We start from the raw sequence: 26,809 nt of genomic DNA, 5'->3' as shown, positions 1-26,809 counted from the left end.
GTCTTTGTGAGGATCGTTATGCAACAGGATGCGCACAAGCGAGCATTAATTGCAGGCTCCATTGGTAACTTTATCGAGTGGTATGAGTTTGCGGTCTACGGTTTTCTGGCGACCGTGATTGCGAAGAACTTCTTCCAGCTTGAGGGAGAGGCGGGACTGACCAGTCTGATCCTCACCTGGGCCTCGTTTGCCATTGCCTTCTTCTTCCGTCCGCTGGGTGCGGTGGTATTTGGCCGCATTGGTGACAGGATAGGCCGAAAACCGACGCTGATTATTGTGCTGGTGCTAATGACGCTCGCCACCACGGCCATCGGCATCGTGCCCGTCTACGCCAGCATCGGCATTGCTGCACCGCTGATCGTTACGCTGCTGCGCATCCTGCAGGGTCTGTTCGCGGGCGGCGAGTACGGCGGTGCGGTCTCGCTGATGACGGAGTTCGCCCCGCGCGGCAAGCGCGGTCTGTACGGCGCGTGGCAGTCCTTTACCGTGGCGCTCGGGCTGCTAGCAGGCGCAGGTATTGTCGCGCTGCTCTCTGCCCTCCTCACGCCTGAAGCCCTGCACGACTGGGGCTGGCGCATTCCTTTCTTCCTGGCGCTGCCGATGGGCGTGGTCGCGCTGTGGCTGCGGGTGAGCATGGAAGAGACGCCGAGCTTTGTGCAGCAGAAGGAAAAAGCGGTCATTGCTCAGGCCAGTACTTCCGCCACGCTCAAAACCATCCTGATGGGCATTGGCCGCGTGATGGTCTGGTCCGCGGCGGGGTATACCTACCTCGTGATCATGCCGACCTATCTGCAGTCTGCGCTGCACACCGGGTTTAATCAGGCGCTGCTGATAGCGGTGATTTCTAACATTGGGTTTGCGCTCACCATCATTCCGTCGGGAATGCTGAGCGACAGGATCGGGCGGCGAACGGTGATGATTATCGCCACCGTGCTCCTGCTGATCCTCGCCCTGCCGCTGCTGAAAATTTTGCAGGCGGAGTCCAGTACGATGGCGGTCAAAGCGATTGTGGTGCTGATTGCGGGCGGTCTGGTGGGCATGCTGGCGGGGCCGGGCCCGGCGATGCTGTCTGAGATGTTCCCGACGCGCGTGCGCTATACGGGACTGGGGCTGGCCTATTCGTTATCGAACGCGATTTTTTCGGGCTGTGCGGGGTTAATCATTACCGGGCTGATTAAGCAGACGGGCAACCTGGACATTCCGGCCTATTACGTGATGGCAACGGCGGTGGTGAGTATTTTCGCGCTGATGACGCTCAGGAAGGATGACCATTTACGGTCGTTAGAGGAATGAGATTGTTGCCCGCTGGCGCTGCGCTTACCGGGCCTACGGTACCATGCTTTTGTAGGCCGGGTAAGGCGAAGCCGCCACCCGGCACAACAGGCTACCCGCGCTGGCGCACCGCTTCAAACAGGCAGATACCCGTTGCAACGGAAACGTTCAGAGACGACACGCTGCCCGCCATCGGGATGCTAATCAGCTCGTCGCAGTGCTCGCGCGTCAGGCGACGCATGCCTTCACCTTCCGCCCCCATCACCAGCGCCAGACGGCCGGTCATTTTGCTCTGATACAGAGTATGATCCGCTTCGCCCGCGGTACCGACGATCCAGATATTCTCTTCCTGCAGCAGACGCATGGTGCGCGCCAGGTTGGTCACGCGGATCAGCGGAACGTTTTCCGCCGCGCCGCAGGCCACTTTCTTCGCCGTCGCGTTCAGTTGGGCAGAGCGATCTTTCGGTACGATCACCGCGTGCACGCCCGCCGCATCCGCGCTGCGCAGGCACGCGCCGAGGTTATGTGGATCGGTGACGCCATCCAGAATCAGGAAGAACGGGTTTTCCAGCGCGGCAATCAGATCCGGCAGATCGTTTTCCTGATACTGACGGCCCGGCTTCACGCGGGCAATGATCCCCTGGTGCACCGCGCCTTCGCTTTTCTCATCCAGGAACTGGCGGTTCGCCAGCTGGATCACCACGCCCTGCGCTTCCAGCGCGTGGATCAGCGGCATCAGACGTTTGTCTTCACGACCTTTCAGAATAAACACTTCCTGAAAACGCTCCGGTGCGCGCTCGAGAAGGGCCTGCACCGCGTGGATGCCGTAAATCATTTCACTCATTGATGGTTCTCGTAATAAATATTTCCCCTCTCCCGGTTGGGGAGAGGGTCAGGGTGAGGGGAGAATTACTCCGCCTGCTTTTTCTTGGCTGCGCGCTTCGCTTTTGTCGCGGCAGCGATTTTCTGCGTCTTCGCGGAAGGCTTTTTCGCTGAGCGAGCCTCTTTCTTCGCCGCCTTTGGCTTCTGTTTCTTCTCGCCGCGGAACGCGCTGTCCGGCTCGAAGTTTACCTTTTTGCCCGCCTGGCGACGTTTACCGCTCGCTTTGCCGTTTCCGCCTTTTTTCGCCCTTTCACGCTCGGTTTTACCGACGTTACGCGGCGCGCGCTCGCTGGAGATCAGGCTGAAGTCGATTTTACGGTCGTCCATATTCACGGCTTCGACCTTCACTTCCACGCGATCGCCCAGACGGTAGGTCTGGCCGCCTGATTCGCCAATCAGACGCTGGCCGACCTGGTCGAAGCGGTAGTAGTCGTTATCCAGGCTGGAGACGTGCACCAGACCGTCGATAAACAGCTCATCCAGACGAACGAAGAAACCAAAGCCGGTCACGCTGGCAATCACGCCCTTAAAGACGTTGCCCACCTGATCCAGCATAAAGTCACACTTCAGCCAGTCCGCCACGTCGCGCGTCGCTTCATCCGCACGGCGCTCGGTCATGGAACAGTACTGACCCAGTTGCAGCATCTCTTCCATCGAGTAGTGATACCCACCGGTTTCAGTCGTGTTGCCTTTATGGCCCTGCTCGTGCGCCAGCAGATACTTGATCGCACGGTGCAGTGACAGATCCGGATAACGGCGGATCGGCGAGGTAAAGTGCGCGTAAGACTGCAGCGCCAGGCCGAAGTGCCCCCGGTTTTCCGGATCGTAAATCGCCTGCTTCATGGAGCGCAGCAGCATCGTCTGCAGCATTTCCGCGTCAGGACGGTCGCTAATGGATTCCAGCAGTTCGGCGTAATCGCGTGGCTCTGGCTTATTACCGCCAGGCAGCTCCAGGCCGAGCTCAGCCAGCACGGAGCGGAACGACGTAATGGCTTCCGTGGTCGGCTTATCGTGAATACGGAACAGCGCAGGTTCTTTGGCTTTCTCAACGAAGCGTGCCGCCGAGATATTCGCCAGAATCATACACTCTTCGATCAGCTTGTGCGCATCGTTACGCTGGGTCTGTTCGATACGCTCAATGCGGCGCTCGGCGTTGAAGATAAACTTCGCTTCTTCGCTCTCAAAGGAGATACCGCCGCGCTCTTCGCGCGCCTGCTCCAGCGTTTTGTAGAGGTTATGCAGCTCTTCAATGTGTTTAACCAGCGGCGCGTACTGCTCGCGAAGGTCCTGGTCGCCCTGCAGCATATGCCAGACCTTGGTATAGGTCAGACGCGCGTGCGAGCTCATTACCGCTTCGTAGAATTTGTAGCCCGTTAAGCGCCCTTTGGTGGAGATGGTCATCTCACATACCATACAGAGACGGTCAACCTGCGGATTCAGGGAGCACAGGCCGTTGGAGAGCACTTCCGGCAGCATCGGTACCACCTGCGACGGGAAGTAGACCGAGGTACCGCGGCTGCGCGCTTCGTTATCCAGCGGCGTGTGCGGACGCACGTAGTAGCTTACGTCAGCGATAGCCACCCACAGACGCCAGCCGCCGCCGCGTTTTTTCTCGCAGTACACGGCATCATCGAAGTCGCGGGCGTCTTCACCATCAATGGTGACCAGCGGCAGACTGCGGAGATCCACACGGCCCGCTTTGGACTCTTCCGGTACTTCTTCGCGCAGGTTTTCGATCTGCTCTTCGACCGCTTTCGGCCAGACGTACGGAATTTCATGGGTACGCAGCGCCATATCGACGGCCATGCCGGTGCCCATGTTATCGCCCAGTACTTCGACGATTTTACCCACCGCTTTGGTGCGACGGGTCGGACGCTGGGTGAGTTCAACCACCACCACAAAGCCCATACGCGCGCCCATCACCTCTTCAGGTGGGATCAGAATATCGAAGCTCAGACGGCTGTCGTCCGGCACCACGAAGCCTACGCCCGCATCGGTAAAGTAGCGGCCCACAATCTGGCTGGTTTTTGGCACCAGCACGCGAACCACGCGTGCTTCGCGGCGGCCTTTACGGTCTGCACCCAGCGGCTGCGCCAGGATCTGGTCGCCGTGGATGCACATTTTCATCTGTTCGGATGAGAGGTAAAGGTCGTCCTTACGGCCTTCCACGCGCAGGAAGCCAAAGCCATCGCGGTGACCAATGACGGTCCCTTTCAGCAGATCGAGGCGTTCCGGCAGCGCGTAGCACTGGCGGCGGGTAAAGACCAGTTGCCCGTCACGCTCCATCGCGCGCAGGCGGCGGCGAAGGGCTTCAATCTGCTCTTCACCTTCAATATTTAATTCAACGGCAAGTTCTTCACGATTGGCGGGTTTTTCGCGTTTTGTTAAGTGTTCAATGATGAACTCGCGGCTGGGGATAGGATTCGCGTATTTTTCGGCTTCGCGTTCCTGGAAAGGATCTTGTGACATGTCGGTTCCTCCGTTGTCAGCTCCGGTGGAAATTTTCTTCATTCCACCAGCAATAATTTATAAAGCGGTTGATTCTCTTCAACCAAATCGGCCAGCGTGTAGTTATCCAGTTCCTTGAGAAAACTTTGCACGGCCTTAGAAAGCGCCTGTTTCAGGCGGCAAGCGGGCGTAATGTGGCAGAACGCGCTGCTGCAGTTCACCAGAGACAAGGGCTCCAGCTCGCGTACCACATCCCCGATACGAATACTCTGTGCCGGTTTACCAAGACGGATCCCTCCATTCTTCCCGCGGACGGCAGCAACGTATCCGGCACGGCTAAGTTGATTGATTATTTTGACCATATGATTACGGGACACACCGTACACCTCTGTCACTTCAGAGATACTGGTCATCTTCCCTTCGGGTAACGACGCCATGTAAATCAGCGCGCGTAAGCCGTAATCGGTGAAACTTGTTAACTGCACATCAACCTCAGGAAAAAGGGAAAACGCGATTAAACCGCAGAGATATTCATTAATGATGATAAACCAGCCAGATAGTTAGCGGCTAATTTATTTGACAGACGGGGCGAAAAAGCGGAGATCCAGGAGCGGTCGCCGGTTGGCGCTACGCTTATCCGGCCTACGGGTCTCCCCGCAGGCCAGCAGTCACGAAGATTATGCGTCGAACGGGTCGCGCAGGATCATCGTTTCAGTACGATCCGGGCCGGTAGAAATAATATCGATCGGCACTTCGGTCAGTTCTTCAATGCGCTTGATGTAATCCAGCGCCGCCTGCGGCAGGCCGCTACGCTCTTTCACACCAAAGGTGGTCTCAGACCAGCCCGGCATAGTTTCGTAGATTGGCTCAATGCCTTCCCAGTCGTCAGCAGCCAGCGGAGTGGTGGTCACTTCGCGGCCATCTGGCATACGGTAGCCTACGCAGATTTTCACTTCTTTCAGGCCGTCCAGTACGTCCAGCTTGGTCAGGCAGAAGCCAGACAGGGAGTTGATCTGCACTGCGCGACGCACGGCAACCGCATCCAGCCAGCCGGTACGACGACGACGACCGGTGGTCGCGCCAAACTCGTTACCCTGCTTGCACAGGAACTCGCCGGTTTCATCAAACAGTTCGGTCGGGAATGGACCCGCACCCACGCGAGTGGAGTACGCTTTGATGATGCCCAGAACGTAATCCACATAACGTGGACCCAGGCCGGAGCCGGTCGCCACGCCACCCGCGGTGGTGTTAGAAGAAGTAACGTACGGATAGGTACCGTGGTCGATGTCCAGCAGCGTACCCTGCGCACCTTCGAACATGACGAAATCGCCACGCTTGCGCGCCTGGTCCAGCAGATCGGACACATCAACAACCATACCGGTCAGAATGTCTGCAATCGCCATGACGTCATCCAGCACTTTCTGGTAGTCAACAGCGTCAGCTTTGTAGAAGTTCACCAGCTGGAAGTTGTGATATTCCATCACTTCTTTCAGTTTTTCAGCGAAGGTCGCTTTGTCGAAGAGGTCACCGACGCGCAGACCGCGACGTGCAACTTTATCTTCGTAAGCCGGGCCGATACCACGACCGGTGGTGCCGATCGCTTTCGCGCCACGCGCTTTTTCACGCGCCACGTCCAGCGCCACGTGATAGTCCAGGATCAGCGGGCAGGCTTCGGAGAGCAGCAGACGCTCACGAACAGGGATACCACGGTCTTCCAGACCTTTCATCTCTTTCATCAGCGCAGCAGGAGACAGCACAACGCCGTTACCGATGATGCTGGTGACGTTTTCGCGAAGAATGCCTGATGGAATAAGATGGAGGACGGTTTTTTCACCGTTGATTACGAGAGTATGGCCTGCGTTGTGACCGCCCTGGTAGCGTACAACATATTTAGCCCGTTCAGTCAGAAGATCGACAATCTTCCCTTTACCTTCGTCACCCCATTGGGTGCCCAGTACGACGACGTTGTTACCCATTTTTTTCAAAATCACCGTTTGCTTAAAAATGGATTCTACCATCGCTTTTTCAGATATACAGCACTTTTTGACCTTAAAATACGCCAATTGCGGCTAATTTTTGATCAGCCAATCGTTTTCCTCAACATGTAGTAGATAACGATACCGGCAACCACAAGACCACCGCCGAAACGACGCAAAATATTATCCGGTAGCTGGCTCATGGTCGCGATCATACGACGCCACGCGCGCGGATAGAGCATCGGGCCGAGACCTTCCAGCACCAGAACCAGGGCCAGCGCGAGCCAGATCGTTGAATTCATTTTTCATCCTTATAAAAGAAAACCACCGCTCCGTTGGGAGCGGTGGTTTGAATACTCAAACGAGCCTGAGTTTATCGCGTTGCGTTGGTCGGCGTCTTCATATAACGGAAGAAATCGCTGTCCGGGCTGAGCACCATCACATCCTGGTTGCTCTTAAAGCTATTCTCGTAAGCGCGCAGGCTACGGATAAAGGCGTAGAAGTCTGGATCCTGGCTGAATGCATCGGCAAACAGCTTCGCCGCTTCCGCATCGCCTTCACCGCGCAGGATACGGCCCTGACGTTCAGATTCCGCCAGCGTCTTGGTCACTTCATAGTCCGCTGCCGCACGCAGTTTTTCAGCCTCTTCCTGACCCTGTGAACGGTGACGACGGGCTACCGCTTCACGCTCGGCGCGCATACGGTTGTAGATCGCCTCGGACACTTCCGCTGGCAGGTTGATCTGCTTGATACGCACGTCAACCACTTCGATACCCAGCGCCGCCATACTGTTCGGGTTGATCACCGGCACTTTACCGTTGGTTTCAGCCTGAACGCGTTCGGCCGCTTTAGCAATCGCGTCATCCGCTGCTGGCGTTGCCACTTCGTCTTCGGTGCCCGCTGTACCGGAGTTCAGCGCATCGCGCACTTCCAGGGTCAGACGACCGCGGGAGTCGGTCACGATGTCTTTCACATCAAGACGACCAATTTCAGAACGCAGACGGTCAGAGAACTTACGTTTCAGCAGCACTTCTGCCTGAGAAACGTCACCGCCGCCCGTTGCCAGGAAGTAGCGGCTAAAATCGCTGATGCGCCATTTGATGTAAGAATCAACGATCAGGTCTTTCTTCTCTTTGGTCACGAAACGGTCGGCCTGGTTATCCATGGTCTGGATACGCGCATCAAGCGTTTTCACAGACTGAATGAACGGCACCTTGAAGTGCAGGCCCGGCTCGTAAATCACCGGACGTTTGTCGCCATCACGCACGACGCTGCTGAACTGGAACTTGATCCCGCGCTCGCCCTCTTTCACCACAAAGATCGAGGTATAAAGCACGACCAGTACGATGACGATGATCGCAATAACTGACTTACGCATCCTTATTCCCCCTGACGCTGGTAGTCGTTACGCTGCGCGTTAGCACGGCGTTGGTCCATAATGTCACCATCGTTCGAAGAAGGCGTTGTGTTCGCGCTGGAGCTGCCTGATGAGGCTGGCGGCAGACGCAGCAGGTTGTTCGCTCCGCTGGTGTCTTTCGCTGCCGGCGCAGAACCGCCTTTCAGCATCTGATCCAGCGGCAGAACCATCAGGTTTCCGCCTTTGCTGTCGTTAACCAGCACTTTGCGGGTGTGGCTCAGCACTTTTTCCATAGTCTCGATATACAGACGCTCACGGGTAATTTCCGGGGCGGCTTTGTATTCCGGCAGGATGCGCGCGAAGCGAGCCACTTCACCCTGAGCTTCCAGGATGGTCTGGGTCTTATACGCACGCGCCTCTTCCAGAATACGCTGCGCCTGACCGTTAGCACGCGGCTGAACTTCGTTGGTGTACGCTTCTGCTTCGCGGATGTACTGCTGTTCGTTTTCACGGGCAGCAATCGCATCATCAAACGCAGCCTTCACCTCTTCCGGCGGACGTGCAGCCTGGAAGTTGACGTCCAGCAGGGTGATACCCATGTTGTACGGACGAATCGTCTCTTCCAGCTCGCGCTGGGTATCGCTACGAATAACGGTACGACCTTCGGTCAGGATGCGGTCCATGGTGTATTTGCCGATCACACCACGCAGGGCGCTGTCGGTCGCCTGACGCAGGCTGTCATCGGCGCTGGTCACGCTAAACAGATAACGCTCAGGATCGGTCACGCGGTACTGCACGTTCATCTCAACGCGCACCACGTTTTCGTCCGAGGTCAGCATCACGCCGGAGGCGGCCAGTTCACGGACGGACTCCACGTTAACTGCGGTCACGTCATCAATGAAGGTCGGCTTCCAGTTCAGGCCCGGCTCAACCAGGTGGCTGAACTTACCGAAACGGGTGACCACGCCGCGTTCTGCTTCTTTAATGGTGTAGAACCCGCTGGCTGCCCAGACGATCACCAGCCCGGCAGCAACGATGCCCACCAGGCGGCCACCTAATTGCGGGCGCGGTCCCTGGCTGGAACTGCCACCCGAGCCAGAACCTTTTCCTCCGCCAAGGCCACCAAGCTTTTTGCTCAGCTTGCGGAAGATATCATCCAGATCCGGCGGCCCCTGCTCGCGACCACCTTTGTTGCCATTTCCCCCAGAGTTGCCGCCTTGATTATTGCTGCTTCCCCACGGGTCGCGGTCTTGTCCGTTATTACCGGGCTGATTCCACGCCATGTATATGCTCCATATTTGTTATGCAAGGGCGAATTTTTCAGGCTTCCCCTTTCTGATCAGACGATATAGTCCGCCAGCGCAGGTTCTTGTTTACAGAGGCGACGCCAGTCAACGATCGGCATACGCACCTGCATCCCCACGCTGCCGTCATCCTCCATCCACTCTTTTTCTATCGCCTGAAGCTGATAAAACCGGCTGCGCAGCCTGCCTTCCTGTGGCGGCAATCGCAGCGTGTGCTGAGCTACCTCACCGGAAAGACGTTCTGTCAAAGCCTGGAAAAGCAGTGGCACACCGATTCCGGCCTGAGCAGAAAGCCAGACCCGAATCGGTTTGTTCTCTTCATCACGGTCGATACGCGGTTCGAAATCCTCCAGCATATCGATCTTATTCATCACCAACAGGGTGGGAATTTCGTGGGCGTCAATTTCTTCCAGCACCACGTTCACCGCGTCGATGTTCTCCTGCACGCGTACATCAGCCGCATCAATCACGTGCAGCAGCAGAGTCGCCTGACGCGTCTCCTGCAACGTCGCCTTAAACGCCGCCACCAGATCGTGCGGCAGATGGCGGATAAACCCTACGGTATCCGCCAGCACTGTTTCACCCACGTCTGCAACGTCAATGCGGCGCAGCGTCGGGTCCAGGGTCGCAAACAGCTGGTCTGCGGCATACACCTGGGCCTCGGTTATCTGGTTAAACAGGGTGGATTTACCGGCGTTGGTATAGCCCACCAGCGACACCGTGGGGATGTCGGCTTTGGTTCGCGCCCGACGCCCCTGTTCACGCTGTTTCTCGACACGTTCCAGACGTGAGAGGATCTGGGTAATACGGCCACGCAGCAAACGGCGGTCGGTTTCGAGCTGGGTTTCACCCGGACCGCGCAAACCAATCCCGCCTTTTTGTCTTTCAAGGTGGGTCCAGCCACGCACCAGACGCGTCGCCAGATGGCGCAACTGCGCCAGCTCAACCTGCAGTTTCCCTTCGTGGGTACGGGCACGCTGAGCAAAAATATCTAAAATCAATCCCGTGCGATCGATAACACGGCACTCGCAGAGAGCTTCCAGGTTGCGCTCCTGGGCTGGAGACAGCGCATGATCAAACAACACGACTGACGCGCCGGTTGCTTTTACGGCATCCGCAATTTCTACTGCTTTACCTTCACCAACAAAATACTTTGGGTGCGGCGCTTTACGGCTACCGGTAATCACCTGCATTGCTTCGACACCGGCGGAAGAGACCAGAGATTCAAACTCCTGGAGGTCTTCCATATCTTTGTCTTGCGAAAAATAGATGTGTACCAGCACCGCCTGCTCACCGGCATCATAACGGTCAAACAAGCGTAAACCTCTCTAAAAAGATCAGCGGGGAACGCAGGATCCCTGGCTCCCCGTGTGGATAACAGCTAAAACCTTATTCGGTCTCGTCGCTGTCCTGCGCAGGAGCAGAAGAACCCTGCGCGTTGCTGCCATGATGGTAGTTACTGCCTGTGCCGCCGCCAGCGTTATTGCTGTGATGAGAGACCGGACGGGACGGAACAACAGTAGAGATAGCGTGCTTGTAGACCATCTGGCTGACCGTGTTTTTCAACAGGATCACGAACTGATCGAAAGACTCAATCTGACCTTGCAGCTTAATACCATTCACCAAATAAATAGAAACTGGAACACGTTCCCGACGCAATGCGTTCAGGAACGGATCTTGTAAAGATTGCCCCTTAGCCATTCTATCTTTTCCTTATATGCTTGTTTTGTACTTAGAACCTTGCGATTCTGAAAAATTGCGCACGATACGTCTCAATTGTACACATTCAGTGGGCGATATCACCAACAACCTCAATCACATCGTTTAACGCCTGTTGCGGTTCTTCACTGTCTAACCAGTGAACCCCCTCCCAACCGCGCAACCAGGTGATCTGGCGCTTCGCTAACTGTCTCGTGGCGCAAACACCTCGATAAACCATTTCATCGTATGAAATCTCACCTTCAAGATACGACCACATCTGGCGGTATCCCACACAACGAACGGAAGGCATATCCGTATGCAAATCTCCACGGGCAAATAGCGCCCGCACTTCTGCTTCAAAATCTGAAGCCAACATCTGATGAAAACGCTGCTCAATTCGTTGATGGAGCAGTTCACGGCTCGCCGGGGCGATGGCGAACTGATGCACCTGATACGGCAGAGCGTCTCCTGACGTTTGCGTCAGTTCCGTTAAAGTTTTACCCGAAATGAAAAAAACTTCCAGTGCCCGGGAAAGCCTTTGCGGATCGTTTGGATGGATTCGCGCCGCCGCAACCGGGTCAATCTCTGCCAGTTGCTTATGCAATGCGTCCCACCCCTGCTCTGCCGCCTGCTGCTCAATCTTTGCTCTGATTTCAGGATCTGCAGAAGGTAAGGGTGACAATCCTTCGAGCAGCGCCTTGAAGTAGAGCATGGTTCCGCCAACCAACAGCGGTATACGCCCCGCCGCCGTTATCTCGGCCATCTCAGCTAAGGCATCCCGGCGGAAATCCGCTGCGGAGTAAGCCTCTGCCGGGTCGAGAATATCCAGCAAACGGTGCGGTGCTGCACGCAGTTCGTCTGCGCCGGGCTTCGCCGTGCCGATGCCCATCCCTCGATAGATGAGGGCGGAATCAACGCTAATCAACTCTACAGGCAAAACTTTACGTAACTCAATGGCTAACGCTGTTTTGCCAGAGGCCGTTGGGCCCATTAAAAAAATTGCCTTTGGCAGGCTCGCCTTGCTTACGTCAGTCATGTTTCAGGGCGGTCATCGCCGTTTTTAAATCAACAGGTTGTAATAACCCACCCGGCGGCGCTTTCACCAGCTGTGGGCAGAGGCGTTCCACCTCCGCCAGCACGGTAATCGCCTGCGCCATACTCCACGGTGAATGTTCGCTGGCCAGATGGCGGGCGATCCACTGCGCGGTGTTGGCAGCCTCCAACGATGTTTGCTGCGCCAGGTAGCCTATCAGTTCAGGAATCAAGTTTTGTAAATTTTGTTGGCGTAAGGGTAAAGGCACTGCGCGAATTGTCACATGTTGTGGTTCGAGCACAATTTCAATGCCCATTTGCGCCAGCTGGGCCTCTGCACGCTGCAATACCCTTGTTTCTTCAGCGGATATTTTCAGGCGAACCGGGATCAATAACGGCTGCGCACAGGCCGCATGTTCCCCCGGCGTCAGTTGCGCCTGCTTGAGCCAGCGTTCGGCAACCGGAAGCGCCAGAAGCAGCAGTTTGCCGTCGCGCTCAAGCAGGGCCATATCCGGTGCGATAATCGTCAGCACCCGGCCAAAACTCTGGCTATGGCCTTCAAGGGAAGGTGTCGCCACCGAAATGTGCTCTTTGCGCTCGACTGCGGGCGTTTCCAGCAGTTTACGGTACAGCGCCCCCTGCTGCTTCTGATAGCCGGGCTGAGCGTTCGGGTAGTTCACGCCCGTCGGACGCGGCGCGGCTCCTGCAGAGGAAAAACGCGGGGCGTCTGGTTCACGCGCGACGGCAGGCTCCGCAAAATGGTTGCGGCCCGCAGCAACACGGTTTTCCGGAATGGGGCGCGGTGCGGAGTCTTCTTTTTCCAGCGGCAGCGTGGGTTCAAGCTGCTGTTGCAGCACGCTCAGCACGCCCTGGTAGATAAAATCATGCACCAGACGCGACTGATGGAACCGTACTTCATGCTTGGCAGGATGGACGTTGACATCCACCTGATGCGGGTCGATCTCCAGATAAAGCACAAAGGCCGGTTGCTGATCGGCCCCGAGCTTGTCTTCGCAGGCCTGGCGAATGGCGTGATTAATGAGGCGGTCGCGCATCATGCGGCCATTCACGTAGCAATACTGAATTTCAGAATACGCCGCGCTACTGGCGTTCGGATCGGCCACCCAGCCGCGTAAAGCCAGATCGCCGTGCTGCCACTCGATAGCCAACGCCTGCTCCAGGAACGGCGTCCCGCAGATAGCGCCTAACCGTCGCTCTTTCTGACCACCTTCAGCCACCGCGCGGTACTGGCGCATCACCTTGCCGTTATGGCTGAGGTTGATGGTGACGTCGAAACGGGCGAGCGCAATTCGGCGGATGATCTCGTCGATATGGCCGAACTCGGTTTTTTCGGTACGCATAAACTTGCGGCGGGCGGGAGTATTGTAGAACAGGTCCAGAACTTCCAGCGTAGTACCGACAGGGTGCGCCGCGGGTTTGACCGTGACGTCCATATCCCGCCCTTCAGCGTAGGCCTGCCAGGCTTCCTGCTGTTCAGCGGTGCGGGAGGTCAGCGTTAAACGAGAAACCGAGCTGATACTGGCCAGCGCTTCGCCGCGAAAACCGAGGCTGATAATCGCTTCCAGGTCATCCAGAGAGGCAATTTTACTGGTGGCATGACGCGCCAGCGCCAGCGCCAGCTCCTCTTTTTTGATGCCGCAGCCGTTGTCGCGAATGCGGATAAGCTTTGCGCCGCCGCGTTCGATATCAATATCAATGCGGGTGGCGCCCGCATCGAGGCTATTTTCAACCAGCTCCTTCACCACCGACGCAGGGCGTTCCACCACCTCACCGGCGGCGATTTGGTTCGCGAGCTGCGGCGGCAGAACCTGAATCGGCATGAAATCTCCTTAATTTGTGGCGGTCAACCCACCCGGCTGCGCGGCGCTGGCCGTCTGGGCTGCTCCGCCCTGCGGCGCGGACTGCAGAGGATGCGCCTCAAAATATTTACGTAAACCGTTATAAATCGCTTCGGCAATTTGCTGCTGATAGCTGTCGCTGCCCAGCAGGCGCTCTTCACTGTTATTGCTGATAAAGCCCGTCTCTACCAGAATTGACGGAATATCCGGCGAGCGCAGAACGCCCAGGCTCGCATGTTCAGGGCGGCGCTTATGCAATGCCCCGATGCCCTGCAACTGGTTCAATACGTTAGTGGCGACATCATACCCGACGCGCTGAGAATGACCGAACTGTAAATCCAGCACCGCCTGGCTGAGGTATGGGTCAGACTGGCTGTTTGCCAGCACATCACCCGCGCCGCCTAACAGTTCAGACTGTTTCTCATGCTCTTCCAGCCAGTTGGCCATTTCGCTGTTTGCCCGGCGGTTCGACAGAACCCATACCGAGGCGCCCGTCGCGTTACGGTTCGGCGCGGCATCCGCGTGAATGGAGACCAGGAAATTGGCGTTTTGCTTACGCGCCACGTCTGAGCGGCCCATCACAGAGATAAAATAGTCGCCGTCGCGGGTTAGTACGCCTTTAAACATCGGATCATCGTTTAACAGCGTCCGCAGCTTGCGGGCCACCGCAATAGTGACATTTTTCTCTCGCGTGCCGCCCGGGCCAATCGCTCCAGGATCCTGTCCACCGTGCCCGGCATCAATGGCGATAATCACTTTGTCACCGCTGACCGTACGCCGTGCGCTGACCGCCGGACGCGTTACCGTGTTACTGCTGGTTGCCGCGGTGATGCGATCGTTCTGCGATTTAAACGGATTACGCGCAGGTTCCGATGGGCGAGGCGTATACACCGGCTCTTCCACGCGTTTCGCGACAACCGGTGGCGGCGGAGGCGGCGGAACATCGGCATTGATGGTGAAGACCACCGTATAGTTCGCCCCGTTTTGCTGCTTCACCGCCTTCGTTTTGCCCTTTTCGGTCAGATCGACCACCAGGCGCAGCGACTGGCTGTCCTGAGGGGTACCCGAGCGGATACTTTTCACCAGGTTGTTACCGCTGAACCGCAGCGGTAACCCCTGGATCACGCCTGTCTGTTTGATATCCAGCGCCACGCTGTGGCTGTCTGGCTGTGAAAACGCGTATTCAGGGTCGCCCATAAAGCTGAACGTAATCCGCGCCTGGCTTTCGCCGTTTGACACCTGAATATCCGAAAGGCTTGCCGCCCCGGCCTGCGCGCACAGCAGCACCGTCGCAGCCAACACCCAACCTTTAACGCGACTAATCATCCCGTCATCCCTACTCTTAACCGGCGAGACGCGCCAGTAAGGAACACCCTGATGAGGAAACCGCACTGATGCGAGCCTCACGCCCTTGAGCCTGGTAATCTAAGTGAATTTCGACATCCGGGTCAGGCAGCACACCCGCACCTTGTTGCGGCCACTCCACCAGGCAGATGGCGTCGTTGGCAAAATAATCACGGATCCCCATAAATTCCAGCTCCTCAGGATCCGCAAGGCGGTATAAATCAAAGTGGTACACCATAAGATTGTCGAAGGTGTACGGCTCGACCAGCGTGTAGGTAGGGCTTTTCACGTTCCCGTTATGCCCTAACGCCTGCAAAAAACCCCGGCTGAAGGTGGTTTTACCCGCACCTAAATCGCCATACAGATAAATGACGGTTGCCCCCTGACAGGCCTGCGCCACGCGCTTGCCGAGATCTAAAGTGGCTTGTTCATCAGGTAAAGGAATCGCTCGATTAGTCATTTTCTACGTCAATCACATCCGGGTTAACAACACGCCGCAGCGTGCAAAAGAGATCGGTGGCCAGCATACCGCGTGTCCCCTCCCGCACAGCAAGCCTGTCAGCTGCCGCGCCGTGGGCCACGCAGCCCGCACAGGCTGCATCATAAAGGGGAAGTTTCTGTCCAAGCAATGCGCCGATGATGCCTGAAAGCACATCGCCCATACCGCCGCTCGCCATGCCCGCATTTCCGGCATCAATAATGCCCTGCGTCTCGTCACTGGCGACAACGGTTCCTGCCCCTTTCAAAACGGCAACACCTCCGTAACGTTTTACCAGACGCTGAGCAGAAAGTAAGCGATCGCTTTCAATTTCTGCCACGCTGCAGTTAAGCAGGCGCGCGGCTTCGCCGGGGTGTGGCGTCAGAATGCGATTGTGACGCTTATCCGGATTTATTGCCAGAAGGTTAAGCGCGTCGGCATCCCACAGCATCGGTTTACGAAAATTCTCGACCTTTTGCAGGGCCTGTTTACCCCATGTCTGTTGCCCAAGCCCGGGACCAATAACCACCACATCCGCCCATTCGAGGCTTTCTTCCAGCGTCTGGGGCGTAAGCTCATGGACCATCAGTTCCGGTCGGGCTGTGATGATTGGCGCAATATTTTCAATGCGAGTGAGTACTCGCACTAACCCGGCACCGCTGCGAAGTGCCGCCTCACCGGTCATGCGAACCGCGCCTGCCGTACCGCGATCGCCACCAATAATCACCAGCCTGCCGTTGTCGCCCTTGTGAGACGTTGGGCGGCGCGGCGGAAGCCACTCTTTTAGCTGCGAGGAATCAAAGCGCGACAGGAGCGTTTCCTGTCCAACGAGCCAGCTCTCCAGCCCCAGCGCGTTATGGTGCAATACGCCGACCACATCCCGCGCTTTTCCGGTTAACAAGCCCGGCTTTAGGGCGATAAAGGTCACGGTGTGCGCAGCCTGAATAACGGCGCCAGGCGTCGCGCCGGTCTGCGCGATGAGGCCCGACGGAATATCCAGCGCGACTACCGGCGCAGAGTACCCGTTAGCGTGTTCAATAAGCGCGGCAATGTTTTCGCGAGGCGCGCTGCGTAGCCCGGTCCCCAGCAGACCATCAACAATCAGATCAACATCTTCCGGCCAGACGATATCAGGAGCATGAATCACGCCGCCTGCGTTCAGCCATGCCTCCCGCGCCGCGCAGGCCTCTTCCGGCAGGGGCTTATCACTCTCCAGCGCCAGCAGGGTAACGCGGAGACCGGCTGCAACGGCAAGACGCGCAACGACGTAACCGTCGCCGCCGTTATTGCCGTGCCCGCACAAAATCAGCCAGTGAGTGGACTGCGGGTACGCGCTGCGGGCAACGTTAAACGCCGCCTCTCCCGCGCGCTGCATCAGTTCATAAAGGGTAATGCCGAGACTGTCTGCGGCCTCTTTTTCGGCGCGCCGGAGGTCATCCGCATGCCAGATGGAATGTGGTATACTTGCGGGGTTTTTCTTCACCGTATGGTCCGTCATGTCACAGCCCCTCGATCTCAATGAATTAGCGCAAAAAATAAAACAGTGGGGTGCTGAGCTTGGCTTCCAGAAGGTAGGCATTACCGATACCGACCTCTCTGCCAGCGAGCCAAAACTGCAGGCCTGGCTGGACAAACAATACCACGGCGAAATGGAGTGGATGGCGCGTCACGGCATGATGCGCGCCCGTCCACATGAACTTTTACCGGGTACACTACGCGTCATCAGCGTGCGCATGAACTACCTGCCTGCCAACGCGGCCTTTGCGCGCACGCTAAAAAATCCCTCCCTGGGTTACGTCAGCCGGTACGCTCTGGGGCGTGATTACCATAAGCTTCTGCGTAACCGCTTAAAAAAACTCGGGGAAACCATTCAGCAGCACTGTGATTCGCTGAATTTTAGACCCTTTGTCGATTCCGCGCCTGTTCTTGAGCGCCCGATCGCCGAAAAAGCCGGACTTGGCTGGACAGGTAAGCACTCACTTATCCTGAGCCGCGACGCCGGATCGTTCTTCTTCCTCGGTGAGCTGCTGATAGATTTACCCCTGCCGGTAGATGGCCCGGTGGAGGAAGGCTGTGGCCGCTGCGTGGCCTGCATGACCATCTGCCCGACGGGCGCCATCGTTGAGCCTTACACCGTTGATGCCCGCCGCTGCATCTCCTATCTCACGATAGAGCTTGAAGGGGCGATCCCGGAAGAATTCCGACCGCTTATCGGCAACCGGATCTACGGCTGCGACGACTGTCAGCTGATTTGCCCGTGGAACCGCTATTCACAGCTGACGGACGAAGAGGACTTCAGCCCGCGTAAAGCGCTGCATGCGCCACAGCTTATTGAGCTGTTCGCCTGGACCGAAGCCTGGTTTCTGAAGGTGACGGAAGGTTCCGCTATTCGGCGTATCGGCCACCTGCGCTGGCTGCGAAACGTGGCCGTCGCGCTGGGCAATGCCCCGTGGGATGAAGCGAATATTCAGGCGCTCGAAAGCCGTAGAGGTGAGCACCCACTTCTTGATGAACACATAGAATGGGCGATTGCGCAGCAAATCGAGAAGCGAAATGCCTGCGTGGTCGAGGTGCAGCTTCCTAAGAAACAGCGGCTGGTTAGGGTGATTGAAAAAGGGCTTACGCGGGATGCGTGATATATTCACAGCCTGTGAATAAAAATAAAAACTCAAGCACCATCTGGACTTGAGAAGAGGTCAAGTGATCTCAATAACATTTTGAAATGAAATTTTATCAAATTAATACAGTGACTTGGGAAGATATTATTCACCCTGCTAACTTTCTGTACGGTTTGGGTAAAGCGCGAATTCTGTGGATAACTCTGTTTACAAGAGTATTTCAGATGAAATAGAAAACGTCCCCAGCGCGTCTTTTCGCTGTGGATATTTTAGAGATGAAGAAGAATTTGGAGCGGGAAACGAGACTCGAACTCGCGACCCCGACCTTGGCAAGGTCGTGCTCTACCAACTGAGCTATTCCCGCTTGGGTGGTCCGTGCTTTAGAAGCACTTTCAAATTTTGGAGCGGGAAACGAGACTCGAACTCGCGACCCCGACCTTGGCAAGGTCGTGCTCTACCAACTGAGCTATTCCCGCTTGGGCAGTCTGTGCTGTGGAAGCACCTTCAAATTTTGGAGCGGGAAACGAGACTCGAACTCGCGACCCCGACCTTGGCAAGGTCGTGCTCTACCAACTGAGCTATTCCCGCAAATCTGTACTGCTTTTGTTGCTGTCGTAACGTGTAATTCTCTGTCGTTACGGGAGGCGCATTATACGAGAAATCCTTTTAGCTGCAACCCCCCTTAAAGTGATTTTTTCGAAATTCAGTTCAAGTGCTTATTTAATCGGCAAGCTGAACAATTTAACGACAAAAACCCGGCCGCGCAAGGTGCCGGATCTCAAAATCACAGCTTAATAAAGTTTTCGCGGTAGTACGCGAGTTCCGCCACGGACTCGCGGATATCGTCCATCGCCTGGTGCGTACCCTGTTTTTTAAAGCCGTCCAGAATTTCAGGCTTCCAGCGGCGCGCCAGCTCTTTCAGAGTGCTCACGTCCAGATAGCGGTAATGGAAGTAAGACTCCAGCTCCGGCATGTACTTGAAGAGGAAACGGCGATCCTGACCGATGCTGTTCCCGCAGATCGGCGATTTACCCGCTGGTACCCACTGCTTCAGAAATTCGAGCGTCGCCAGTTCCGCCTCGCGATCGCCCAGCGTGCTCGCCTTCACGCGCTCGACAAGACCGCTGCCGGTGTGGGTACGCACGTTCCACTCATCCATCAGCGCAAGCTGGTCGTCGGACTGATGCACCGCAATCGTTGGCCCTTCGGCAAGGATATTCAGGTTGGCATCGGTCACCAGAGTTGCAATCTCAATAATGCGATCGCGCTCGGGATCCAGCCCGGTCATTTCGAGATCGATCCAAATCAGGTTGTTTTCATCCGCGCTCATGTTATTTTCCACCCTTCTCGCATAACCGGCAGTAGCAGGTTAACTAGTATTAATTAGAGTGTATCATAGAGGTTTTGCCCCTTACGGGCGACCAGGAGCCAGTGCGATTGAGTAAAAATAAACTCTCCAAAGGGCAGCAGCGCCGCGTGAATGCCAATCATCAGCGCCGTCTTAAAACCACTTCGGAGAAGGTCGATTACGACGACAACCTGTTTGGCGAACCAACGGAAGGCGTAGTTATCAGCCGTTTCGGTATGCACGCCGACGTGGAATCCGCCGATGGCGAAATCCACCGCTGTAACATTCGCCGGACCATTCGTTCTCTGGTGACCGGCGACCGCGTCGTCTGGCGACCGGGTAAAGAGGCGGCAGAGGGCGTTACGGTAAAAGGTATCGTTGAAGCGGTCCATGAGCGTACGTCCGTGTTAACCCGTCCCGATTTTTACGACGGGGTGAAGCCGATTGCCGCCAACATTAACCAGATTGTCATCGTATCGGCGATTTTGCCCGAACTTTCGCTCAATATTATCGACCGATACCTTGTCGCCTGTGAAACGCTGCTGGTTGAACCGATTATCGTGCTGAACAAAATCGATCTGCTGGATGACGAAGGCATGGCTTTCGTTAATGAGCAGATGGATATCTACCGCAAGATTGGCTACCGCGTTCTGATGGTGTCCAGCTACACCAAAGACGGACTGAAACCGCTGGAAGAGGCGCTTACCGATCGCATCAGCATCTTTGCGGGTCAGTCCGGCGTGGGGAAATCGAGCCTGCTAAACAACCTTCTCGGCCTCCAGCAGGAGATCCTCACTAACGATGTGTCTGACGTCTCGGGCCTCGGCCAGCACACCACCACCGCCTCACGTCTCTATCATTTCCCTCACGGCGGCGATGTGATCGACTCACCGGGCGTGCGTGAATTCGGTTTATGGCATCTTGAGCCGGAACAAATCTTTAATGGATTTGTCGAATTCCATGATTATTTAGGCGCTTGCAAATACCGCGACTGCAAACACGATAACGATCCAGGCTGCGCTATCCGCGAAGCGGTTGAGAAAGGTGAAATCGCGGAGACCCGCTTCGAGAATTACCACCGCATTCTTGAGAGCATGGATCAGGTAAAAACGCGTAAAAACTTTTCTGATTCTGATAACTGACAACTAAGCTAAGCATCGCTAAAATCGTCCCCTTTTTTCAGGTTCCGGCGGCTTACTGCCGGATCAGGAACGACAAAACAATGGCCTGGAGGCTACCTTGTTAAACGCATTTAAACTTTCGCTTCAATACATTCTGCCAAAACTGTGGCTCACTCGCCTGGCGGGCTGGGGCGCAAGCAAACGCGCGGGCTGGCTGACCAAACTGGTCATCGACCTTTTCGTTAAGTATTACAAGGTCGACATGAAAGAAGCGCAGAAGCCGGACACCGCCAGCTACCGCACGTTCAACGAGTTTTTCGTGCGCCCGCTCCGCGACGAAGTGCGCCCGCTGAACACCGACCCTAACGTCCTGGTGATGCCAGCAGACGGCGTGATCAGCCAGTTGGGTAACATCGAAGACGACAAAATCCTGCAGGCGAAGGGCCACAACTACAGCCTGGAAGCGCTGCTGGCGGGCAATTACCTGATGGCGGACCTGTTCCGCAACGGCACCTTTGCCACCACCTATCTGTCACCGCGCGACTACCACCGCGTACACATGCCGTGTAACGGTATCCTGCGTGAGATGATCTACGTGCCGGGCGATCTGTTCTCCGTGAACCACCTGACCGCGCAAAACGTACCGAACCTGTTTGCCCGTAACGAACGCGTCATCTGCCTGTTCGATACTGAATTCGGCCCTATGGCGCAGATTCTGGTGGGCGCGACCATTGTCGGCAGCATCGAAACCGTCTGGGCTGGCACCATTACCCCGCCGCGTGAAGGCGTGATCAAGCGCTGGACGTGGCCTGCCGGTGAAGAAGAAGGCTCTGTCGCCCTGCTGAAAGGCCAGGAGATGGGTCGCTTTAAGCTGGGCTCTACCGTCATCAACCTGTTTGCGCCGGGCAAAGTGAAGCTGGCTGAGCAGCTCGAAAGCCTGTCGGTCACCAAACTGGGTCAGCCGCTGGCGGTCTCTACCGAAACCTTCGTGACGCCGGATGCAGAACCTGCTCCGCTGCCGCAAGAAGAGATCGACGCCGAGCACGACGCCAGCCCGCTGGTTGACGACAAAAAAGACGAAGGCTAACAACAGAAGGATCGCTGACGTGCGCCCGATTATCGTTCTACTGATGGCCTGGTGCCTCAGCATGGGGGCGTACGCAGCGACAGCCCCCGACGCCAAACAGATAACCCAGGAGCTGGAGCAGGCGAAAGCGGCTAAACCCGCTCAGCCAGAGACCGTTGAGTCACTCCAGTCCGCACTGAACGCGCTTGAAGAGCGGAAAGGCTCGCTTGAGCGCGCTCAGCAGTATCAGCAGGTTATCGACAACTTCCCTAAACTCTCGCAAACGCTGCGCGCGCAGCTCGCTAATCTGCGCGATGAGCCCCGCGAAGTGCCGGAAGGCATGACCACCGACGCCCTGAATCAGGAAATCCTGCAGGTCAGCAGCCAGCTCCTGGAAAAGAGCCGCCAGGCTCAGCAGGAGCAGGAGCGAGCACGTGAAATTGCCGACTCACTCAGCCAGCTTCCGCAGCAGCAAACCGACGCCCGCCGCCAGCTTAACGACGTTGAGCGCCGCGTGGGTACGCAAAGCGGCAACACGCCGCAGGCTCAGGCGCAAAATCTGGGTCTGCAGGCGGAATCTGCCCGTCTGAAGGCCCTTGTAGATGAGCTGGAGCTGGCGCAGCTTTCCGCCAACAACCGCCAGGAGCTGGCGCGGATGCGCTCTGAACTCGCTCAGAAGCAGAGCGAGCAGCTGGATGCGTACCTTCAGGCCCTGCGCAATTTGCTTAACAGCCAGCGCCAGCGCGAAGCCGAGCGAGCGCTTGAAAGCACCGAGCTGCTGGCGGAAAACAGCGCCAATCTGCCGGAAGGTATCGTCGATCAGTTTAAGGTCAACCGCGAGCTTTCTGCCGCCCTGAATCAGCAGGCGCAGCGTATGGATCTGGTTGCCTCCCAGCAGCGTCAGGCGACGAATCAAACCCTGCAGGTGCGCCAGGCGCTCAACACCCTGCGCGAGCAGTCCCAGTGGCTCGGGTCATCAAACCTGCTGGGCGAAGCGTTACGCGCCCAGGTCGCGCGCCTGCCGGAAATGCCGAAACCGCAGCAGCTGGATACCGAGATGGCCCAGCTGCGCGTGCAGCGACTGCACTTTGAAGATCTTCTCAATAAGCAGCCGCAAATACGCCAGATCCGTCAGGCTGACGGACAACCTCTGACCAGCGAGCAAAACCGTATTCTGGAAGCCCAGCTGCGCACCCAGCGCGAACTGCTGAACTCCCTGCTGCAGGGCGGGGATACGCTGATTCTGGAACTGACTAAGCTCAAGGTCTCTAACAGCCAGCTGGAAGACGCGCTGAAAGAGGTGAACGAGGCTACGCACCGTTATCTCTTCTGGACATCCGACGTACGTCCAATGACCTTCTCGTGGCCAATTGAGATCGTTCAGGATCTGCGCCGCCTGATTTCCCTCGACACCTTTAGCCAGCTCGGACAGGCCAGCGTGATGATGCTGACCAGTAAAGAGACGATTTTCCCGCTGCTGGGCGCGTTGGTTCTGGTGGGCTTCAGCATTTATTCGCGCAGACATTTCACCCGCTTCCTGGAGCGTTCCAGCGCGCGGGTGGGGAAAGTCACTCAGGATCACTTCTGGCTGACGCTGCGCACCGTGTTCTGGTCGATTCTTGTCGCCTCTCCGCTACCGGTGCTGTGGATGACGCTTGGCTATGGCCTGCGGGAAGCCTGGCCCTATCCGCTCGCGGTCGCCATTGGCGATGGCGTCACCGCCACGGTACCGTTGCTGTGGGTGGTGATGATTTGCGCGACGTTCGCGCGGCCTAACGGCCTGTTCATCGCCCATTTTGGCTGGCCTCGTAATCGCGTGGCGCGCGCCATGCGCTATTACCTGATGAGCATCGGGCTGATTGTGCCGCTGATTATGGCGCTGATCATGTTTGATAATCTCAACGACCGGGAATTCTCAGGCTCGCTGGGGCGCCTCTGCTTTATGCTGATCTGCGGCGCGCTGGCCATCGTCACGCTCAGCCTGAAACGCGCGGGGATACCGCTCTATCTGGATAAATCCGGCAGCGGCGACAACATGTTCAACCGGCTGCTCTGGAACCTGCTGCTGAGCGCTCCTCTGATTGCGATGCTGGCAGCGGCGGTAGGTTACCTGGCAACCTCGCAGGCGCTGCTGGCGCGACTGGAAACGTCGGTGGCGATCTGGTTCCTGCTGCTGGTGGTGTATCACGTGATCCGTCGCGGGATGCTGATCCAGCGCCGCCGTCTGGCCTTTGACCGCGCCAAGCATCGCCGGGCAGAGATCCTCGCTCAGCGTGCCCGTGGCGAGGAAGAGCCAGCCCATGTCAACAGCACGGAAGGCACGATGGATGCGGACGAGGTCGAACTGGATCTGGATGCCATCAGTACCCAGTCTCTGCGCCTGGTGCGCTCCCTCCTGATGCTGATTGCCCTTCTGTCGGTGATCTTCCTGTGGTCGGAAATTCACTCCGCGTTTGGCTTCCTGGAGAACATCTCTCTGTGGGACGTGACGTCCACGGTGCAGGGCGTTGAAAGCCTGGAGCCGATCACCTTAGGCGCGGTGCTGATTGCCATCCTGGTGCTGATCATCACCACCCAACTGGTGCGTAACTTCCCGGCTCTGCTGGAGCTGGCGCTGCTGCAGCATCTGGATTTAACCCCCGGCACGGGATACGCCATTACGACCATTACGAAATACCTGATACTGCTGTTTGGCGGAATGGTCGGGTTCTCAATGATTGGTATTGAGTGGTCTAAACTGCAGTGGCTGGTGGCCGCGCTGACGTTTGGCCTTGGCTTTGGCATGCAGGAGATTTTCGCTAACTTTGTATCCGGCCTGATCATCCTGTTTGAAAAGCCGATTCGCATTGGCGATACGGTGACGATCCGCGATCTGACCGGGAGCGTAACGAAGATCAACACCCGCGCTACCACGATCAGCGACTGGGACCGTAAAGAGATCATCGTGCCGAACAAGGCATTTATTACCGAGCAGTTTATCAACTGGTCCCTGTCGGACTCCGTTACGCGCGTGGTGCTGACGGTACCGGCGCCGTCGGATGCCAACAGTGAAGAGGTCACGCAGATCCTCTACACCGCCGCTGAACGCTGTACGCTGGTGCTCGATAACCCTGCGCCGGAAGTATTCCTGGTTGATTTACAGCAGGGGATCCAGATTTTCGAACTGCGTATCTACGCCGCCGAAATGGGACACCGCATGCCGCTGCGCCATGAGATCCACCAGCTGATTCTGGCGGGCTTCCGCGAGCATGGTATTGATATGCCGTTCCCACCGTTCCAGATGCGTCTGGAAAGCATGGACGGACGCAAGATGGGTAAAACGCTCACGTCGGCGGCAAGATCGCGCCCGGCGGGAAGTCTGTAATCGTTCTCCCCTCCCTTTCGGGAGGGGCATTTTACCGCTACGCCACTTCCGTGACGTACGCCATTGAGCGCCGGCGGTAATTCTCATAAATCCCCATCGCCAGCAGCGAGAAGAAGACTGGCCCACCGACCATCCACAGCGCGCTATTCCAGTCGTTCGCCTCAACCACGGGCTGAATAACGGTAAAGATGTTGGCAAACGCCACGACCAGCACCACCACCGTGGTCGCCAGCAGCGTTGCCGCGCGAGTTTTGAAGATCACAAACGGACGCTCAAGATCCCGCTTCGCCTTAAAGAACGGGAACGCCAGCGTCAGGAACAGGTACGGCAGCGTCATCGACACGTTCGCCATCAGGGTCAGCTTGTTATAGAACGCAGACGCGGTATCACCGCCAAATGACACCAGCAGAATGAACACGCACACCAGCAGACACTGCATCCACATGGCGTTGGCAGGCATGCCTGCGGTATTGAGCTGCGTCATGCGTGCCGGCCACAGCGCCTTTGGCGTACCCTGGATGATTGCTTTCAGCGGCGAGTAGATTAGCGTGAAGAACGCGCCGGTATAGGCTAGGAACATCGACAGGCCGGTAATGCGCGCAAACCAGATCCCCAGGGTGGCCGATGTTTCCGGCGTCAGGTGCATGGCGTTACCCAGCGTCATTCCCAGGCTTTTCATCAGCACGTAGGTGATGTTCCCGAGGTTAGTGGTATTGTTACTCAATACCTGCTGCCAGTTGGTGCTAACGCCCCAGAGGAAAATCGCCAGCGAATAGCCGATGGAAATCACGATGGCGGCAAAAATAATCCCTTTGGCAAAGTTTTTTTCCGGGTTCTCGGTCTTATCGACCAGCCCACCTACCGCTTCAATACCGCCGTAGGCAAAAATGGCAAATACCACGAAGGAGAGCATGGCCAGCCCGGACTGATAGCCCGGATTAGGCGATGAAACGAAGTTCACCTCCTGCGCGAAGTGTCCGCCGTTCAGGCACAGAATGGCGATACTCACCAGCAGCAGCACCAGGTTCAGGCACATCACGGAAATACCGCCAACGGCAGTGATACGGGCAATTTTGTTGATGCCTTTTGACGCCACCAGCGTCACCACCACCATCCAGCACACCGCCAGAATTCCGACCACCTGCGTGGAGCTCAGCCCGGCTAAAGACCAGACCTGCGTTTTATCCGCACCGAAAAGAAACGTGGAGAACGGCACCCAGACTTTGGCCGCCGTGCTGACCATCCAGACGACGTAGGAGGAGAACCACATAAACGTGCCGATAAACGCGTAGCGCGGGCCGATGCTGTTGTTCATCCATGAATAGATACCGCCCTCTTCTTTCCGGTAAGCCGAGCCCATCTCCGCCATCATCAGCGCAAACGGGATAAAGAAGAACAGAGCAGAAACGATATAAAACGGCGTCGCGCTGTAGCCCATCAGATAGAAAGCCGACGGGCTGTTGGCAAAGCCAAAAACTGACGTAAAAATCATCAGAATGAGCCCGGTGAGGGTCATCTTTTTGAGTGACTGGGACATATAACCATCCGAAGAGGAATTAAACTGCGCGGATGGTAGCAGATGACCAGACTAATATTGTGGCTATACGAGGCAATTTAAGAAAAAGACACGTGTACAGAG

Annotated in this window: 21 protein-coding genes and 3 tRNA genes; 5 read left to right on the top strand and 19 right to left on the bottom strand. The window is 56.7% G+C overall.

Going from position 1 to position 26,809, the window contains the following annotated elements; all coding sequences use genetic code 11:
• The first annotated feature begins 18 nt into the window (after positions 1–18).
• Positions 19–1,293, top strand: a complete 1,275-nt coding sequence (locus IM314_RS08085; protein WP_059354436.1) for an MFS transporter — start codon at positions 19–21, stop codon at positions 1,291–1,293.
• A gap of 91 nt (positions 1,294–1,384) precedes the next feature.
• On the opposite strand, the gene rlmB is transcribed toward IM314_RS08085, so the two are convergent.
• The 14 genes from rlmB to nnr form a co-directional block, all read right to left on the bottom strand.
• Positions 1,385–2,116 (bottom strand): 23S rRNA (guanosine(2251)-2'-O)-methyltransferase RlmB, encoded by a 732-nt coding sequence (gene rlmB, locus IM314_RS08080; RefSeq protein WP_060573529.1) that lies wholly within the window; start codon positions 2,114–2,116, stop codon positions 1,385–1,387.
• A gap of 65 nt (positions 2,117–2,181) precedes the next feature.
• The gene (rnr, locus tag IM314_RS08075) at positions 2,182–4,623 is read right to left on the bottom strand and encodes a ribonuclease R (protein WP_193358627.1); all 2,442 of its coding nucleotides are present in this window, start codon (positions 4,621–4,623) and stop codon (positions 2,182–2,184) included.
• A gap of 38 nt (positions 4,624–4,661) precedes the next feature.
• A complete protein-coding gene (gene nsrR / locus IM314_RS08070) occupies positions 4,662–5,087 on the bottom strand; it encodes a nitric oxide-sensing transcriptional repressor NsrR (RefSeq protein WP_028015256.1) in 426 nt (141 codons plus the stop codon).
• A gap of 192 nt (positions 5,088–5,279) precedes the next feature.
• Complete coding sequence (locus tag IM314_RS08065) at positions 5,280–6,578, bottom strand: adenylosuccinate synthase (protein WP_006178975.1); 1,299 nt, start codon at positions 6,576–6,578, stop codon at positions 5,280–5,282.
• 104 nt (positions 6,579–6,682) lie between these two features.
• Entirely contained in the window at positions 6,683–6,880 is a 198-nt protein-coding gene (locus tag IM314_RS08060) for a DUF2065 domain-containing protein (protein ID WP_003855996.1), read from the bottom strand.
• A gap of 71 nt (positions 6,881–6,951) precedes the next feature.
• Positions 6,952–7,956, bottom strand: a complete 1,005-nt coding sequence (gene hflC / locus IM314_RS08055) for a protease modulator HflC (RefSeq protein WP_028015255.1) — start codon at positions 7,954–7,956, stop codon at positions 6,952–6,954.
• Positions 7,957–7,958: 2 nt separating this feature from the next.
• On the bottom strand, positions 7,959–9,218 hold the full coding sequence (gene hflK, locus IM314_RS08050; RefSeq protein ID WP_028015254.1) for an FtsH protease activity modulator HflK: 1,260 nt from the start codon (positions 9,216–9,218) through the stop codon (positions 7,959–7,961).
• Between the two features lie 56 nt (positions 9,219–9,274).
• Complete coding sequence (hflX, locus tag IM314_RS08045; RefSeq protein WP_023331851.1) at positions 9,275–10,555, bottom strand: ribosome rescue GTPase HflX; 1,281 nt, start codon at positions 10,553–10,555, stop codon at positions 9,275–9,277.
• 73 nt (positions 10,556–10,628) lie between these two features.
• Positions 10,629–10,940 (bottom strand): RNA chaperone Hfq, encoded by a 312-nt coding sequence (gene hfq, locus IM314_RS08040; protein WP_013095287.1) that lies wholly within the window; start codon positions 10,938–10,940, stop codon positions 10,629–10,631.
• 85 nt (positions 10,941–11,025) lie between these two features.
• Complete coding sequence (gene miaA, locus IM314_RS08035) at positions 11,026–11,976, bottom strand: tRNA (adenosine(37)-N6)-dimethylallyltransferase MiaA (protein ID WP_193358628.1); 951 nt, start codon at positions 11,974–11,976, stop codon at positions 11,026–11,028.
• Positions 11,969–13,813, bottom strand: a complete 1,845-nt coding sequence (mutL, locus tag IM314_RS08030; protein ID WP_047364110.1) for a DNA mismatch repair endonuclease MutL — start codon at positions 13,811–13,813, stop codon at positions 11,969–11,971. Before mutL ends, miaA begins: the two co-directional genes overlap by 8 nt.
• A 9-nt stretch (positions 13,814–13,822) precedes the next feature.
• Positions 13,823–15,157 carry an N-acetylmuramoyl-L-alanine amidase AmiB gene (gene amiB, locus IM314_RS08025; RefSeq protein WP_028015251.1) on the bottom strand — a complete coding sequence of 445 codons (1,335 nt, stop codon included), beginning with the start codon at positions 15,155–15,157 and terminating at the stop codon, positions 13,823–13,825.
• A 16-nt stretch (positions 15,158–15,173) separates the two neighbouring features.
• Positions 15,174–15,635: a tRNA (adenosine(37)-N6)-threonylcarbamoyltransferase complex ATPase subunit type 1 TsaE gene (gene tsaE, locus IM314_RS08020; RefSeq protein WP_193358629.1), complete on the bottom strand. Its 462-nt coding sequence runs from the start codon at positions 15,633–15,635 to the stop codon at positions 15,174–15,176.
• A complete protein-coding gene (gene nnr, locus IM314_RS08015; protein WP_048957600.1) occupies positions 15,628–17,151 on the bottom strand; it encodes a bifunctional ADP-dependent NAD(P)H-hydrate dehydratase/NAD(P)H-hydrate epimerase in 1,524 nt (507 codons plus the stop codon). Before nnr ends, tsaE begins: the two co-directional genes overlap by 8 nt.
• On the opposite strand from nnr, the gene queG reads away from it, so the two are divergent.
• On the top strand, positions 17,150–18,289 hold the full coding sequence (gene queG, locus IM314_RS08010; protein ID WP_028015248.1) for a tRNA epoxyqueuosine(34) reductase QueG: 1,140 nt from the start codon (positions 17,150–17,152) through the stop codon (positions 18,287–18,289). The two genes, nnr and queG, sit on opposite strands and share 2 nt — an antisense overlap.
• Before the next feature lie 270 nt (positions 18,290–18,559).
• Here queG and IM314_RS08005 read toward each other — a convergent pair.
• The 4 genes from IM314_RS08005 to orn form a co-directional block, all read right to left on the bottom strand.
• A tRNA-Gly gene (locus IM314_RS08005) sits at positions 18,560–18,635 on the bottom strand.
• A 36-nt stretch (positions 18,636–18,671) separates the two neighbouring features.
• A tRNA-Gly gene (locus IM314_RS08000) sits at positions 18,672–18,747 on the bottom strand.
• A 36-nt stretch (positions 18,748–18,783) separates the two neighbouring features.
• Positions 18,784–18,859: transfer RNA gene (locus IM314_RS07995), tRNA-Gly, on the bottom strand.
• Positions 18,860–19,055: 196 nt separating this feature from the next.
• On the bottom strand, positions 19,056–19,601 hold the full coding sequence (orn, locus tag IM314_RS07990) for an oligoribonuclease (protein WP_028015247.1): 546 nt from the start codon (positions 19,599–19,601) through the stop codon (positions 19,056–19,058).
• A 107-nt stretch (positions 19,602–19,708) separates the two neighbouring features.
• Between orn and rsgA the strand changes: the two genes are divergently transcribed.
• From rsgA to mscM, 3 genes are all read left to right on the top strand, one after another.
• Complete coding sequence (gene rsgA / locus IM314_RS07985) at positions 19,709–20,761, top strand: small ribosomal subunit biogenesis GTPase RsgA (protein ID WP_045631271.1); 1,053 nt, start codon at positions 19,709–19,711, stop codon at positions 20,759–20,761.
• 97 nt (positions 20,762–20,858) lie between these two features.
• Positions 20,859–21,827: an archaetidylserine decarboxylase gene (asd, locus tag IM314_RS07980; protein WP_028015245.1), complete on the top strand. Its 969-nt coding sequence runs from the start codon at positions 20,859–20,861 to the stop codon at positions 21,825–21,827.
• 19 nt (positions 21,828–21,846) lie between these two features.
• The gene (mscM, locus tag IM314_RS07975; protein ID WP_163332753.1) at positions 21,847–25,170 is read left to right on the top strand and encodes a miniconductance mechanosensitive channel MscM; all 3,324 of its coding nucleotides are present in this window, start codon (positions 21,847–21,849) and stop codon (positions 25,168–25,170) included.
• 37 nt (positions 25,171–25,207) lie between these two features.
• Here mscM and yjeM read toward each other — a convergent pair whose 3' ends face one another.
• Positions 25,208–26,707 (bottom strand): glutamate/gamma-aminobutyrate family transporter YjeM, encoded by a 1,500-nt coding sequence (gene yjeM, locus IM314_RS07970; RefSeq protein WP_193358630.1) that lies wholly within the window; start codon positions 26,705–26,707, stop codon positions 25,208–25,210.
• Positions 26,708–26,809: the final 102 nt, after the last annotated feature.

Source organism: Enterobacter cloacae complex sp. P42RS (genome assembly GCF_014930595.1).
Taxonomy (GTDB): Bacteria; Pseudomonadota; Gammaproteobacteria; order Enterobacterales; family Enterobacteriaceae; genus Enterobacter; species Enterobacter bugandensis.
Note: the sequence above shows the minus strand (reverse complement) of the source record. Positions and strands in the feature narration are given on the sequence as shown.

Coding starts and splice junctions, on each gene's coding strand:
- hflC (WP_028015255.1), bottom strand. CDS start 7,956: ATGCGTAAGTCAGTTATTGCGATCATCGTCATCGTACTGGTCGTGCTT.
- tsaE (WP_193358629.1), bottom strand. CDS start 15,635: ATGACTAATCGAGCGATTCCTTTACCTGATGAACAAGCCACTTTAGAT.
- hflK (WP_028015254.1), bottom strand. CDS start 9,218: ATGGCGTGGAATCAGCCCGGTAATAACGGACAAGACCGCGACCCGTGG.
- yjeM (WP_193358630.1), bottom strand. CDS start 26,707: ATGTCCCAGTCACTCAAAAAGATGACCCTCACCGGGCTCATTCTGATG.
- hfq (WP_013095287.1), bottom strand. CDS start 10,940: ATGGCTAAGGGGCAATCTTTACAAGATCCGTTCCTGAACGCATTGCGT.
- queG (WP_028015248.1), top strand. CDS start 17,150: ATGTCACAGCCCCTCGATCTCAATGAATTAGCGCAAAAAATAAAACAG.
- mutL (WP_047364110.1), bottom strand. CDS start 13,813: ATGCCGATTCAGGTTCTGCCGCCGCAGCTCGCGAACCAAATCGCCGCC.
- rlmB (WP_060573529.1), bottom strand. CDS start 2,116: ATGAGTGAAATGATTTACGGCATCCACGCGGTGCAGGCCCTTCTCGAG.
- orn (WP_028015247.1), bottom strand. CDS start 19,601: ATGAGCGCGGATGAAAACAACCTGATTTGGATCGATCTCGAAATGACC.
- nnr (WP_048957600.1), bottom strand. CDS start 17,151: ATGACGGACCATACGGTGAAGAAAAACCCCGCAAGTATACCACATTCC.
- IM314_RS08065 (WP_006178975.1), bottom strand. CDS start 6,578: ATGGGTAACAACGTCGTCGTACTGGGCACCCAATGGGGTGACGAAGGT.
- miaA (WP_193358628.1), bottom strand. CDS start 11,976: ATGACTGACGTAAGCAAGGCGAGCCTGCCAAAGGCAATTTTTTTAATG.
- IM314_RS08085 (WP_059354436.1), top strand. CDS start 19: ATGCAACAGGATGCGCACAAGCGAGCATTAATTGCAGGCTCCATTGGT.
- IM314_RS08060 (WP_003855996.1), bottom strand. CDS start 6,880: ATGAATTCAACGATCTGGCTCGCGCTGGCCCTGGTTCTGGTGCTGGAA.
- amiB (WP_028015251.1), bottom strand. CDS start 15,157: ATGATTAGTCGCGTTAAAGGTTGGGTGTTGGCTGCGACGGTGCTGCTG.
- rnr (WP_193358627.1), bottom strand. CDS start 4,623: ATGTCACAAGATCCTTTCCAGGAACGCGAAGCCGAAAAATACGCGAAT.